The sequence below is a fragment of the Alteromonas sp. ABH4_453 genome (assembly GCF_056160665.1).
This window is the reverse complement of sequence record NZ_JBSWXP010000002.1, coordinates 589,638-602,949: the sequence shown is the minus strand read 5'-3', so window position 1 is coordinate 602,949 and position 13,312 is coordinate 589,638. Positions and strand designations below refer to the sequence as shown.

The 13,312-nt window shown below is 44.4% G+C and carries 18 protein-coding genes; all 18 read right to left on the bottom strand.

The window, feature by feature from the left end; translation table 11 throughout:
- Window positions 1-12: 12 nt before the first annotated feature.
- Window positions 13-633 carry a 30S ribosomal protein S4 gene (rpsD, locus tag ACXAGV_RS06085; RefSeq protein ID WP_012519214.1) on the bottom strand — a complete coding sequence of 207 codons (621 nt, stop codon included), beginning with the start codon at window positions 631-633 and terminating at the stop codon, window positions 13-15.
- 24 nt (window positions 634-657) lie between these two features.
- Window positions 658-1,050 carry a 30S ribosomal protein S11 gene (gene rpsK, locus ACXAGV_RS06080; RefSeq protein WP_012519215.1) on the bottom strand — a complete coding sequence of 131 codons (393 nt, stop codon included), beginning with the start codon at window positions 1,048-1,050 and terminating at the stop codon, window positions 658-660.
- Between the two features lie 14 nt (window positions 1,051-1,064).
- Window positions 1,065-1,421, bottom strand: coding sequence for a 30S ribosomal protein S13 (rpsM, locus tag ACXAGV_RS06075; RefSeq protein ID WP_012519216.1), 357 nt, complete (start codon window positions 1,419-1,421; stop codon window positions 1,065-1,067).
- A 175-nt stretch (window positions 1,422-1,596) separates the two neighbouring features.
- Window positions 1,597-1,713: a 50S ribosomal protein L36 gene (rpmJ, locus tag ACXAGV_RS06070; protein WP_012519217.1), complete on the bottom strand. Its 117-nt coding sequence runs from the start codon at window positions 1,711-1,713 to the stop codon at window positions 1,597-1,599.
- A 38-nt stretch (window positions 1,714-1,751) separates the two neighbouring features.
- Window positions 1,752-3,071, bottom strand: a complete 1,320-nt coding sequence (gene secY / locus ACXAGV_RS06065) for a preprotein translocase subunit SecY (protein ID WP_014977524.1) — start codon at window positions 3,069-3,071, stop codon at window positions 1,752-1,754.
- A 5-nt stretch (window positions 3,072-3,076) separates the two neighbouring features.
- Window positions 3,077-3,511 (bottom strand): 50S ribosomal protein L15, encoded by a 435-nt coding sequence (gene rplO, locus ACXAGV_RS06060; protein ID WP_012519219.1) that lies wholly within the window; start codon window positions 3,509-3,511, stop codon window positions 3,077-3,079.
- A gap of 3 nt (window positions 3,512-3,514) precedes the next feature.
- On the bottom strand, window positions 3,515-3,694 hold the full coding sequence (rpmD, locus tag ACXAGV_RS06055; RefSeq protein WP_012519220.1) for a 50S ribosomal protein L30: 180 nt from the start codon (window positions 3,692-3,694) through the stop codon (window positions 3,515-3,517).
- A gap of 6 nt (window positions 3,695-3,700) precedes the next feature.
- Complete coding sequence (gene rpsE / locus ACXAGV_RS06050; RefSeq protein ID WP_012519221.1) at window positions 3,701-4,201, bottom strand: 30S ribosomal protein S5; 501 nt, start codon at window positions 4,199-4,201, stop codon at window positions 3,701-3,703.
- A 9-nt stretch (window positions 4,202-4,210) separates the two neighbouring features.
- Window positions 4,211-4,564, bottom strand: coding sequence for a 50S ribosomal protein L18 (rplR, locus tag ACXAGV_RS06045; protein WP_014950908.1), 354 nt, complete (start codon window positions 4,562-4,564; stop codon window positions 4,211-4,213).
- Window positions 4,565-4,576: 12 nt separating this feature from the next.
- Window positions 4,577-5,110, bottom strand: a complete 534-nt coding sequence (rplF, locus tag ACXAGV_RS06040) for a 50S ribosomal protein L6 (RefSeq protein ID WP_118491876.1) — start codon at window positions 5,108-5,110, stop codon at window positions 4,577-4,579.
- 13 nt (window positions 5,111-5,123) lie between these two features.
- Entirely contained in the window at window positions 5,124-5,516 is a 393-nt protein-coding gene (rpsH, locus tag ACXAGV_RS06035) for a 30S ribosomal protein S8 (RefSeq protein ID WP_012519224.1), read from the bottom strand.
- 13 nt (window positions 5,517-5,529) lie between these two features.
- The gene (gene rpsN, locus ACXAGV_RS06030; RefSeq protein WP_012519225.1) at window positions 5,530-5,835 is read right to left on the bottom strand and encodes a 30S ribosomal protein S14; all 306 of its coding nucleotides are present in this window, start codon (window positions 5,833-5,835) and stop codon (window positions 5,530-5,532) included.
- 12 nt (window positions 5,836-5,847) lie between these two features.
- Window positions 5,848-6,387 carry a 50S ribosomal protein L5 gene (gene rplE, locus ACXAGV_RS06025; protein WP_012519226.1) on the bottom strand — a complete coding sequence of 180 codons (540 nt, stop codon included), beginning with the start codon at window positions 6,385-6,387 and terminating at the stop codon, window positions 5,848-5,850.
- A gap of 17 nt (window positions 6,388-6,404) precedes the next feature.
- Window positions 6,405-6,719 (bottom strand): 50S ribosomal protein L24, encoded by a 315-nt coding sequence (gene rplX, locus ACXAGV_RS06020; RefSeq protein WP_014950912.1) that lies wholly within the window; start codon window positions 6,717-6,719, stop codon window positions 6,405-6,407.
- Between the two features lie 12 nt (window positions 6,720-6,731).
- On the bottom strand, window positions 6,732-7,100 hold the full coding sequence (rplN, locus tag ACXAGV_RS06015) for a 50S ribosomal protein L14 (protein WP_012519228.1): 369 nt from the start codon (window positions 7,098-7,100) through the stop codon (window positions 6,732-6,734).
- 220 nt (window positions 7,101-7,320) lie between these two features.
- Window positions 7,321-9,429 carry a GAF domain-containing hybrid sensor histidine kinase/response regulator gene (locus tag ACXAGV_RS06010; RefSeq protein WP_474872467.1) on the bottom strand — a complete coding sequence of 703 codons (2,109 nt, stop codon included), beginning with the start codon at window positions 9,427-9,429 and terminating at the stop codon, window positions 7,321-7,323.
- A gap of 133 nt (window positions 9,430-9,562) precedes the next feature.
- Window positions 9,563-10,957, bottom strand: a complete 1,395-nt coding sequence (locus ACXAGV_RS06005) for a DUF4397 domain-containing protein (protein WP_474872466.1) — start codon at window positions 10,955-10,957, stop codon at window positions 9,563-9,565.
- Between the two features lie 289 nt (window positions 10,958-11,246).
- Window positions 11,247-12,926: a S8 family serine peptidase gene (locus tag ACXAGV_RS06000; protein ID WP_474872465.1), complete on the bottom strand. Its 1,680-nt coding sequence runs from the start codon at window positions 12,924-12,926 to the stop codon at window positions 11,247-11,249.
- Between the last annotated feature and the right edge of the window lie 386 nt (window positions 12,927-13,312).

The following is a 13,312-nucleotide window of genomic DNA, read 5'->3' as shown; positions in this document are numbered from 1 at the left end:
CTTTAGTTAGCTTTACTTAGAGTAAAGTTCGACGATCAACTGTTCGTTAATTTCCGCAGACAGGTCAGTTCTTTCAGGAACGCGCTTGAAAGTGCCTTCCATTTTGCTGCTGTCTACTTCAATCCAGGTTGGCTTCTCACGTTGGTCAGCCAGTTCCAAAGCAGCAACGATACGCGCTTGCTTTTTAGCCTTTTCACGAACAGAAACCACGTCTTCGGCAGAAACGTTAAACGATGGGATGTTCACAACTTGACCATTTACCATGATCGCCTTGTGGCTAACTAGCTGACGTGCTTCAGCACGAGTGCTAGCGAAACCCATACGGTAAACTACGTTATCAAGACGCTGTTCTAAAAGCTGTAGCAAGTTTTCACCTGTGTTGCCTTTTAGACGTGCAGCTTCTTTATAGTAGTTGCGGAATTGTTTTTCCAGAACGCCGTACATACGACGAACTTTTTGCTTTTCACGCAGCTGAACACCGTAGTCAGACAGACGGCCACGACGGGCACCGTGCTGACCAGGCGCTGTATCGATTTTACATTTAGAATCGATTGCGCGAACGCCGCTTTTTAGGAACAGGTCAGTTCCTTCGCGACGGCTAAGTTTGAGTTTAGGACCCAAATATCTTGCCATGATCTTTCTCCAACTGTCCGTCGATTAAACGCGACGTTTTTTCGGTGGACGACAACCGTTGTGAGGAATAGGGGTCACATCGGTAATGTTTGTGATCTTATAACCTGTAGCGTTAAGAGCACGGATCGCAGACTCACGGCCTGGACCTGGACCTTTAACGAATACTTCAAGGTTCTTAAGACCGTATTCTTGTGCAGCAACACCTGCACGCTCAGCAGCTACCTGTGCAGCAAATGGGGTAGATTTACGTGAACCACGGAAACCAGAACCACCAGATGTCGCCCATGCTAGTGCATTGCCTGAACGGTCTGTAATAGTCACAATTGTGTTGTTGAAAGACGCATGGATATGAGCCATTCCGTCTGCAACCTGACGTTTAGCGCGCTTACGCGTGCTACGAGCTGGTGCTTTAGCCATAACTTACTCCCCGTTTACTTCTTAATTGGCTTACGAGGACCTTTACGGGTACGCGCATTAGTTTTAGTGCGCTGACCACGTAGAGGCAAGCTACGACGGTGGCGAATACCACGGAAGCAACCCAGGTCCATCAAACGTTTGATGCTCATAGAGACTTCACGGCGTAGATCACCTTCAACGGTGAATTTAGCCACTTCGTCACGAAGCTTATCAATAGTAGCTTCGTCTAGCTCTTTGATTTTTGTATTTTCTGCAACACCAGCACCCGCACAAATGCTTTTCGCACGTGTGGGACCAACGCCATAGATCGCTTGGATAGCGATTACAGCATGCTTGTGCTCAGGAATGTTAATGCCAGCGATACGGGCCATTAACAGCACTCCTCTTGTTTATTTGTCGACGACCTAAAAAGCCCGATAGGATACTTACCCGTCGACTAAATTGCAAATTAAGGTTCAAAATACTTTAAAACAAAACTAGCAGAACCAGACAAGTACTATCTAGGTTCTGCTTACTTAGCTTTGCGAATATCTTGTTCCGCTTAGATTAGCCCTGACGCTGCTTATGCTTTGGGTCAGAACTGCAAATTACACGCACAACACCGTTGCGCTTGATAACTTTACAGTTACGGCAAATCTTTTTTACTGATGCACGAACTTTCATTACATCTTTCCCCTTTCTATCAATATTAAGGGGCTAACTTATCGGCCGTAGCCTTTAAGGTTAGCTTTCTTCAGCACAGACTCATATTGACTAGACATCAAATGTGTCTGTACTTGTGCCATAAAGTCCATGATAACCACTACAATAATTAGAAGCGACGTACCACCGAAGTAGAACGGAACATTCCAAGCGATCAGCATGAATTCAGGCACTAAACAAATAAAGGTTATGTACAGTGCGCCAGCCAGTGTAAGGCGAGTCATTACCTTGTCAATGTATCGTGACGTTTGCTCACCCGGGCGGATGCCTGGGATGAACGCGCCAGACTTCTTCAAGTTATCTGCTGTATCACGCGGGTTGAATACCAACGCCGTGTAGAAGAAGCAGAAGAAGATAATCGCAGCTGCGTATAACATCACGTACAGCGGTTGACCAGGAGATAGCATAAGCGCTACATCTTGCAACCACGCTGTTGATTCATTCTGTCCGAACCATCCTGCGATAGTACCCGGGAACAGAATAATGCTAGAAGCAAAGATTGGTGGAATTACACCAGCAATGTTGACTTTTAGCGGTAAATGGGTGCTTTGCGCAGCAAAAACCTGACGGCCTTGCTGACGTTTTGCATAGTTTACCACAATTCTGCGCTGTCCGCGCTCTACAAATACAACTAGGTATGTAAGAGCAATAACAATCACGCCAATCAACAGTAGGAACAACAAGTTAATGTCGCCCTGCCTTGCTTGTTCCGCAGTCTGACCTATCGCTGTTGGCAGACCGGCAACAATACCAGCAAAAATCAATATAGAGATACCGTTACCAATACCTCGTTCGGTAATTTGCTCACCCAACCACATAAGGAACATAGTTCCTGTGACTAGGCTCACTACTGCCGTAAAGTAGAATCCGAAGCCAGGGTTTATCACCAATCCATTAATCAGGTTAGGCAAACCAGTCGAAATACCAATTGATTGGAAGATAGCCAGTACAAGCGTTAGATAACGCGTGTACTGACTAATTTTACGACGGCCTGCTTCGCCTTCTTTTTTAAGCTCCACCATCGGTGGGTGAACCACCGAGAGCAACTGCATAATAATGGATGCAGTAATGTATGGCATAATGCCCAAAGCCAGAACGGATGCACGCTCAAGCGCACCACCAGAGAACATGTTAAACATTTCTACAATGGTGCCTTTTTGTTGCTCGAACAAGTCAGCAAGTACCGCTGGATCGATGCCAGGGATAGGAACATAAGAACCTAGTCTGAATACAACAATCGCACCAAGTACGAACAACAATCTTGCCTTAAGCTCACTCAAGCCGCTTTTAGCGCCTGAATCCAATCCTGGTTTAGCCATCTAGCTTATTCCTCTACTTTACCGCCAGCAGCTTCAATCGCTTCTTTAGCGCCTTTAGTAACCTTTAACCCGCTTACTGTAACAGCGCGTGAAACTTCACCGCTCTTTACAACTTTAACGAACTGGATTTCTTTCTTAACAAGTCCAGCTGCTTTTAAAGTCTCAAGAGACGCAGTATCACCATCAACCTTCGCGATTTCTGCAAGAGTTACTTGATCAGTAACAAAGCTCTTGCGTGAAGTGAAACCGAACTTAGGAAGACGACGCTGGATAGGCATCTGACCACCTTCGAATCCTGGCTTAACACGGCCACCTGAACGGCTTTTTTGACCTTTGTGACCTACGCCACCTGTTTTACCAAGACCTGAGCCGATACCACGACCAGAACGCTTACCAGTAGGCTTTGAACCTTCGGCTGGAGAAATTGTATTTAAACGCATGTCTTACTCCTCCACTATCTCAACCATGTAATGTACACGGTTGATCATGCCACGAACGGCTGGGGTATCTTCCAGTTCACGAACATGGTTGATTTTACGAAGGCCTAAACCTTTAAGCGTAGCTTTGTGCTTTGGCAGACGGCCAATTGCACTTTTAGTTTGCTTTACTTTAATCGTTGCCATGTCTGATTACCCCAAAATTTCTTCTACAGACAATCCACGCTTCGCAGCAACTTTCGCCGGGCTGTTCATTTCTGTCAGCGCGTTGATTGTTGCACGTACAACGTTGATTGGGTTTGTAGAGCCGTAACATTTTGAAAGTACGTTTTGTACACCAGCTACTTCAAGTACTGCACGCATCGCACCACCGGCAATAATACCGGTACCTTCAGATGCTGGCTGCATGTAAACTTTAGAGCCAGAGTGACGACCTTTAATCGGGTGCTGTAACGTGTGACCGTTAAGGTCTACGTCAACCATGTTGCGACGTGCCTTTTCCATTGCTTTTTGGATTGCAGCAGGTACTTCACGTGCCTTACCGTAACCAAAACCAACGCGACCGTTACCGTCACCCACTACTGTCAATGCAGTGAAACTAAAGATACGACCACCTTTAACCACTTTAGAAACGCGGTTTACAGCGATCAATTTCTCTAGAAATTCACCATTTTGAACGTCTTGTTTAGCCATTATAAACTCCTAGAACTGAAGACCAGCTTCGCGAGCTGCATCAGCTAATGCTTTAACGCGACCGTGGTATTGGAAACCACTACGATCGAAAGCCACTGTTTTAATGCCTTTCTCAAGCGCGCGCTCTGCGATTGCTTTACCGACTACCGTCGCTGCTTCAGCGTTACCTGTAGACTTAAGATCTTTTGCAAGATCTTTCTCAACAGTTGAAGCCGCTGCCAACACTTCAGAACCGCAAGGAGCGATTAACTGAGCGTAGATGTGGCGAGGTGTACGGTTAACTACCAAGCGATGCGCGGCCAGTTCACGAATTTTTGCTCGTGCGCGAGTAGCGCGACGAATGCGAGCTGTTTTCTTATCCATCGTATCACCCACCTACTTTTTCTTAGCTTCTTTACGACGTACGTGTTCGTCAGCGTAACGTACACCTTTACCTTTGTAAGGCTCTGGTGGACGGTAACCGCGAATGTTCGCCGCAACCTGACCAACCACCTGCTTATCGGCGCCTTTAACGACGATTTCAGTTTGGCTAGGAGTTTCAACCGTAATGCCTTCAGGCATTTCGTATACTACAGGGTGAGAGAAACCTAGTGTAAGGTTTAGCTTGGCACCTTGTGCTTGTGCACGGTAACCAACACCTAACAATGTAAGTTTTTTCTCGAAACCTTGTGAAACACCTTGAACCATTGCGTTCAGGATAGAGCGAGCAGTACCTGCTTGTGCCCAGCTGTCAGCGAAACCTTCACGTGGAAGTGCTTTAAGTTGGTTCTCTTCCTGTGCAACTTCTACAGCGTCGTTGAAAACGCGGGTCAAAGTGCCTTTACTACCTTTAACAGTAACTTCTTGACCAGAGATAGAAACTTCTACACCTGATACAACGTCTACTGGGGCTTTTGCTATACGTGACATTTCAACTCCTCCGTTATGCTACATAACCGATGATCTCACCGCCCATGCCAGCGTTACGCGCTGCACGGTCAGTCATCACACCTTTAGAAGTCGACACGATAGCTACGCCTAAACCACCCATAACCTTTGGAAGCTCATCTTTTTTCTTATAGATGCGCAGACCAGGACGGCTTACACGTTCGATAGTGTCAATTACTTGCTTGCCTTCGAAGTACTTAAGCGTAACTTCTAAAACAGGCTTAACGTCACCAGAAGCAGCGAAGTCAGTGATATAACCTTCTGCTTTCAATACTTCACAGATTGCAACGCGAAGTTTTGAAGAAGGCATAGTCACAGAAACTTTCTGTGCCATCTGGCCGTTACGGATGCGGGTAAACATATCCGCGATAGGATCTTGCATGCTCATTATCAGCTACTCCTTACCAGCTGGCTTTCTTAAGGCCAGGGACTTCACCGCGCATCGCTGCTTCGCGAAGCTTAATACGGCTAAGACCGAATTTGCGTAGGTAACCATGTGGACGACCAGTTACACGGCAACGGTTACGTTGACGTGAAGAACTAGAGTCACGTGGCAGTTGTTGTAGCTTCAGAACAGCGTCCCAACGCTCTTCTTCAGAAACGTTAACATCGCTGATAATCGCTTTAAGTGCGGCGCGCTTCTCAGCATACTTAGCTACTAGCTTAGTACGCTTAGCTTCGCGTGCCTTCATTGATTCTTTTGCCATAACCCTACACCCCTACTTTTTGAATGGGAAGTTAAACGCGTCCAGCAGAGCACGTGCTTCGTCATTAGTATTCGCACTGGTAGTGATAGTAATATCCATACCGCGAACCTTATCCACTTTATCGAAATCGATTTCAGGGAAAATGATTTGCTCACGCACGCCCATGCTGTAGTTACCACGTCCGTCGAATGATTTAGGATTCAAACCACGGAAATCGCGAACACGTGGAATAGCGATTGAAATCAAACGCTCTAGGAATTCCCACATACGCTCGCCGCGTAGGGTTACTTTACAGCCAATCGGATAACCTTCACGGATTTTAAAACCCGCTACTGATTTTCTAGCAACTGTAACAACAGGCTTCTGACCGGCGATAGCCGTCATGTCAGCTTGAGCATTCTCAAGCACCTTTTTGTCAGCAACTGCTTCACCTAAACCCATGTTTAGAGTGATTTTTTCAATCCGAGGGACTTGCATGACGCTTTTGTATCCGAACTGCTTAGCAAGTTCAGCTACTACTGTTTCTTTATAGAAATCATGCAGTTTCGCCATCGTACTCTCCAATATAATTAAACAAGTTCGCCGTTAGACTTGAAGAAACGTACTTTCTTCTCATCTTCGAAACGGAAACCAACGCGATCTGCTTTGCCCGTTGCCGGGTTAACAATCGCAACATTAGAAACGTGAATAGAAGCTTCTTTCTCAACGATGCCACCAGCTACGCCCAGTTGTGGGTTTGGCTTAGTGTGCTTCTTGACAAGATTAACGCCTTCTACAATTACACGGTTATCAGCAATAAGCACTTTAAGGACTTTGCCTTGTTTGCCTTTGTCTTTACCCGCTAATACGACTACTTCATCATCACGACGAATTTTATTAGCCATTATCGTGACTCCTTATAGTACCTCTGGGGCCAATGAGATGATTTTCATGAAGTTTTCACTTCTCAACTCACGGGTAACCGGGCCAAAGATACGCGTACCAATTGGTTGCTTGTTAGCATTAAGCATAACAGCCGCGTTACCGTCAAAACGAATGGTAGAACCATCTGCACGACGAACGCCTTTTCTAGTACGCACCACCACTGCATTCAGTACGTCACCTTTTTTAACTTTACCGCGAGGAATTGCTTCCTTAACAGTAACTTTGATGATGTCACCGATACCTGCATAACGGCGATGCGAGCCACCAAGAACCTTAATACACTGAACCCTGCGAGCGCCGCTGTTGTCTGCAACGTCCAGGTTAGTTTGCATTTGGATCATGTTAGTGCTCCGCTCTTAAATTAAGACTCTCCCGAGTCGTTAGTGCTGCTAAAAACAACTGGATATCGTTGCTTTTATGTACATACCCCCATAAAAAGGGCGCGAAATAATAACAGAAAAGAAAAGGAAGTGATAGCGGTAAATTGAATTATTTTTAAACTATGTGTGCAATAAAAAAGCCCCGACTAAAAGCCGGGGCTGATAACCACGTCATAGGTTATCAAGCAGGATCTTTTAGCGCTGAGACGTTGTTTACGAACTGCTTACTCAAATGTCTAAAAACACATTCTTTTAAACGACTTACACCAACAGGCTTAGATATGAAGTCGCTCATACCAGATTTCAAGCATTTTTCTTTATCTCCCGTTAATGCGTTAGCGGTTAACGCGATAATTGGAAGCGTTGAACTTTGATGGTCTAGTTTTCGGATCTGTTTCGTCGCCTCTAAACCATCCATAATTGGCATATGACAGTCCATAAGGATAATAGAGTAATGTGACTGTTCTGCAATTGAGCGCTTCACTTTCTCTAACGCGTCTTCTCCATTAACTGCTAAATCACTTGCCAATCCTATTTCTCTTAACTGCTCTTTGATGACCAGTTGGTTAATCTCATTATCTTCAACGACAAGCGCTTTTAGCGTGCTTAATTCCTCTTCACTTGGGGTATAAACTGCATTTAGCGCAGACCTTTTCTCTGCTATCGCTCCCGCATTAGCGTCGTCAAGTGTTAGTGTTGCAGTGAAGCGCGCACCTATACCTAGTTCGCTGCTTACTTCAATTTTACCGTTGTAGTGTTCAACGATTTGTTTAACAATGGATAGTCCTAAACCTGTACCGCCAAAACGACGCTCCGATGAACTCTCTGCTTGCATGAAAGGAGTGAAAATAATTTTTTGCTGCTGCGCGCTAATACCGATGCCAGTATCAGTCACTATAAGCTTCACACGATATCGGCCTCGCCCATATCGCGTATATTTTGCTTCAAGCGTGACTTCCCCCTTTTTTGTAAACTTGAATGCGTTATTGAGAAGATTAATCAGAACTTGCCCCACTCTCAGCTTGTCTGCAAGAAAGGTAATGCCCTTAACAGAAGCTATATTTGCGCTAAATTCCAACCCTTTTTCTTCAGCAAGCCTTAAAAACATGGGGATTTGCTCTTCGATGGTTTCGAAAAGGCTAGTAGGGTCTTCTTCGAAGGATATATCACCTGAACCAAACTTAGAAAAGTCTAAAATCCCGTTCACAATATTGAGCAAAGACTCTGCGCTTTGCGATGCAATTGAAGCCAACTCCATCTGTTTTGTATTAAGTGGCGTTGCCAACAATGCTTCTAACATTCCTTGAACTCCGTGAATAGGCGTTCGAATTTCATGACTCATATTGGCCAAAAAATCGCTTCGGGCTTTTAACGCACTTTCTGCTAGTTCACTTTTATGGCGGAGTACTGCTTTGTCTATTTGCATTTGCGTGATATCAACAGTAGCGCCGATCACTTTTACACAACGTCCATTTTCCATTATTGGATGGGCTCTACTTTCGAGCCATCTCGGCTCTCCGGCGTCGGTTTTCACTTCAACCTCGTAAGCAAAGTCTTGACCTGTTTTTATCATTTTCTGAAACTGATTAACGTAATTTTTTCTCTGTTCTTCACTAACAATAAAATTTACGATTTCCTCTGGCTTCAATACGCGTTCGCTGTGTACATGCAGCATTCGTTTTAACGCACCTGACCACACTACCGAGCCGCTATCTACATTCAGTTCCCAAGTACCCACACCAGCTAAATTTGTAATTTGATTAAGTAAAGAGTTTCGCTCTTCTAGAACAACTTTTTGCGCATTCAAATTATTGAGTGCTTGCTGACGCTCCAGTTCGTTACCAATCCATGAGGCTAGAAGTAGGAGGTAATCGGTTTCTAGTGAGCTAAATACCTCTTCTCTTGGAGAGAGCGAAGAAAAGTTAACCGTGCCATAAAACTCGCCAAACACATATATAGGAGCAGCGAGATAGCTTTTAAGCGTATATTTTTCAAAACACGGGTGGGAAGCGCCAGGTTGGATATCGATGTTATGGTACGAAACCACTGAGCCAGCACTTACCACATCGGCACAATAGGTATCACAGAGGGAAAACTTAGCGTCTTCAGATATGTTATTGCCCGGCGTAACCACACTTTGAACGCTGTACTGGTCACCTCGAATATTACTCACAATCCCTGTTTCTAAGCGAAGAATCTCTGTGCCGATACACAGTAAGTTCTCTAATTTTTCATCTAACAACATAGCCCTGTCGTTAGATATTGTTTGTAGGTCTTGAATAATACTCATGAGGATTGTCGCCCTCCCAGACTGCAAATTAAAAAGGCCAATATTGCTAACATTGACCTTTTTAATCTATGAGATATTTCAAGAGATGAAAGCTTTACCTCTCATCAATTAGTATAATAAAAAGACTAACCCGTTAATAAAGCACATTAATTTTATAACCAGTTGGCGTCTCTGCTGGCTCTACAGTCACGATGTAGTTTTCTTCTTCGGTAAAACCAAATAAAGCCGTTCTATCTAAAAGCACTTGTTCCTCGTTACTATCTTCGTAAACCGCAATCACCTCATAGTAATCTGAAGGCAATACTTCGCTAGTGCTTTCAGCAAACTCTAAATTTTGAACATCATACTCGGCAGTATCTATGGTTTCATCGTTTCTCACTAAGTAGAAATCTACGTCATCAAAATCGCTAACTAGGTTTATAAAATTAATGGTTTTATCGTAAGCCTGAGGCAAGCCACTTTCTACAAAGGTTGCTGCACCTAATTTGTTGTCAGTGTTGTAGATAAGGATAGCCTTACTTTCACCTTGGTTAAGGGTAATCAGCTTATTGCTAAGTGATGTTACTGTACCTGAAGGGTCAGTAACCGTAACGCGATAGTCACCATAGCGAATGGTACTAAACTCAGATAATTCACCTGCCGCAAGCGTGAAGCTCACGTCTTCTTCGTCAGTGTTGCCACCAAATGTTACCTGCAACTCTGCATCTAGGTTAGTCGAATTATAAATACGATATTGTGAGTCGGCTTCTACGTCGGTAAGCGCGGTCACTGTCGAAGAGTTCAGCACCGTATCGACCACAAGCCCTTCTTGAATAGCACCACTTACATCACGTAGGGTCATTAAATACTCAGTTTCGTACACAAAATCAAGGGTTTGTGACTCAAACACAACGTTATTACCACCTGGTTCAGTAAGGTAAATAGTGTATTCTCCTTCATCGAAGTACTCACTGTCATCGTCAGCATCCCAGTAGTCTAGCTCTACCATGTCACCCGTCGTAACAGTACCCAAGAAGTTAGCGGCTTCGAACGGGTCGCCTGATTCACTCATATAAAAATCATACGACGAATCGTCTGCTGCCACAGAAAGCGCAAACAAGCGAAAATGGTCTTCAAGGGTTTCCCGTTCATACGAGTATGTTGTAAACGTTGGGTTGCTGAAGTCGCCACTCATCACAACAATAGTTTTATAACCGTTTTTTAAATTTACTGTGATTTCGTCAATGTAAACCTCTTGGTCATCAGAGTCAGTACGGATGAATTCAAGTTCGTATTCGTCTTCATCCATAGAATACATGGACGTAGCATCACCAAATTGAGCTGAACCAAAACTGTCTCCATCCACCTCTCGCATTTCAACATTCGCGCCATTCGGTGAAGCGTTATAAAACTGTATGTAAGCATAAGAGTAATCTGAGCTACTGCTGTCTGAGCCACCACATGCGGTAAGCCCTAGCAGCGCCACAAGACCTATTGCCGCTGCACGGAACCATGTTCCACTGCGCAAAGAGTGAGAGGTCAATTGCATAAATTGGATGTCCTTTGAAGTTATTCTTTGTTGGTTTAAAACTGCGTGAACGCAAAGTGGCACATGTAACAAGTGCTTATATTTGCACGCACAATACAGCGATATGGCTGTCTTAAAAGAGCTTGGTTCAGGGCTTTACACTATCTTTGCAAACCTGACCTTTCTTTATGAAAATTGACGGTTTGTTGTAGTACCTTCTTTATTCAAAAGGGCTATTCGAGGTGTGTAATGGACATAAAAAAAGCCTGCTGAGCAGCAGGCTTGAATGTGTCTTGGGAGACGGGGTTATCTACTCATACGAGTAAGATAGCGTTACGCCGCTATATGACGAATACGCGCGAATACCGATGTGCCAAGTACCTGATGCTGGCGCATCAAATGTACATACTTCGCTGTTGCCATTTTGGTATGGACGGCAATCATAGTTGTTGGTTTCTGGCTGTGAGCCGAACTTCACATAAAGATCAGCGTCGCCTGAGCCACCAGAGGTGCGAATGGTCATTTGCGATACACCTTCTGGAATAGTCCATGTGTAACGATCCCAGTTTCTACGCGTGCCTGAAAGGCCTGTTAGTTGACCTGATACTGGCTCTACACCGGGCTCAGAACCACCACCGCCACCTGTGCCGCTTCCGTCACAGCCATTAGTGTTAAGGTAGTTATATGCATCAGCCAGCTGCATTAATCCATAACCATAGAAGTTATCGCGCCCCGCACTGCCTTTATCTTCAGCTGTTGCATTAAGTGCGCTACGAATTTGATTGTTTGAACACTGCGGGAAGTAGCTCCATACCAACGCTGCACCACCTGCCACGTGTGGCGTTGCCATAGACGTACCACTTAAAGATGCATAAGTATTGGTTGGATAGGTAGACTGCACAGCACTGCCTGGCGCAGCGATTTCAACCTGATCGTTATATTGGCTGTAGCTTGCACGGTTCTCATTTGAGTCTACCGCCGCAACCGACATTACAGCATCATATGAAGCTGGGTAAGACTTTGCGCTGTTACCATCGTTACCTGCCGCCGCTACTAGCAACATGCCTGCATCAGTAAAGCTTTGCATAGCATTACGCTCAGTAGTAGAAGAACTACCGCCACCTAAGCTCATGTTAACCACATTTGAACCTGCATCCTGACATTGAGTGATTGCACCGATTAAGTCAGACGCATACGTCCATTGGCCATTATCATTAAAGATTTTAACGATATGCATATCTACACCTGGATATACACCTACCACACCTTCATTGTTATCATACGCGGCAATTGTACCCGCTACGTGTGTGCCGTGACCGTTGCCGTCGTTATACCAGTTACCAACTGCACCATTATTTGCTTGTCCCGTAACACCATCGTTTGTTCCAGGAAGGTCTGGGTGACCTAGGTTATAACCCGTATCAATAATACATACTTTTCGAGCTGTAGTATCTGACTGACCAAACTGATTCGCTTGGACCATGGTGTAGCCGTATGGCGTAGTTTGCGCCATAGGTTTACGACGCACGTCCACTTCAATACTTTCTACATTAGGGTTTTTGCGAAGCTTATTTAGTGCAGACTTGCTCATGGTAGCCGCCACCATTTTATGCTTCTTAAGCTCTTTCTTGATAGAGCCACCCGCTTTTCTTACTTCAGACTTAGCAGATGCAATGTTGAAAGGCTTTTTGGTTTTCAGTTTAGTCTTTGACTTAGCTTTACTACTAAACTTACCGCTTGAGTTGGCTACCTCTAGGGTTTCACTTACCATCTCATCTTTGAACTTAATGATGTAACGCTCTTGATCCACCGTTACAAGGCGGTCAATAGTGAGTTTTTTGCCTAGTGCTTGTTTTAGCGTTTGCGGTTTTTCTTTAACTTTGATTAGACCTTCACCTGCTGCCACTGCAGAGTTAGTCATTAAACCAAAGGACACAGCTAGTGCAGCTGCTGTTAGACATGTGTGTTTCTTATTTAATTTTGAGTTCAAAATTTATTTCCTGTTTTATCTGTCTTATAAACTTCAGCACTGTTTTTATCCGTGCTTTTGAAGCTATTTGTTATTAAATGACATACAGGTATAACCATTACCTCATACGAAAAGCTCATCCATGACAACCGACGCAACTGCGTTGCAACGACCAACCCGTTTGTCAGGTTTGTAGGTAACCACCGATAAGCAGGTTAGCTACAGAGCTCATATTAGGCGGCAAATCAAACGGTTGAGTATGTTGCCTTAACCCTGGTAAGTATTTTTTATACCTTTTAAAATACTTAAAAAAACACCACACTTAATGAAATGCACGCCCAATGTGTTCTACGAGCAAATTCATGTTAGGAATAAAACTCCATAATTAACATTTATTTCACAAACTC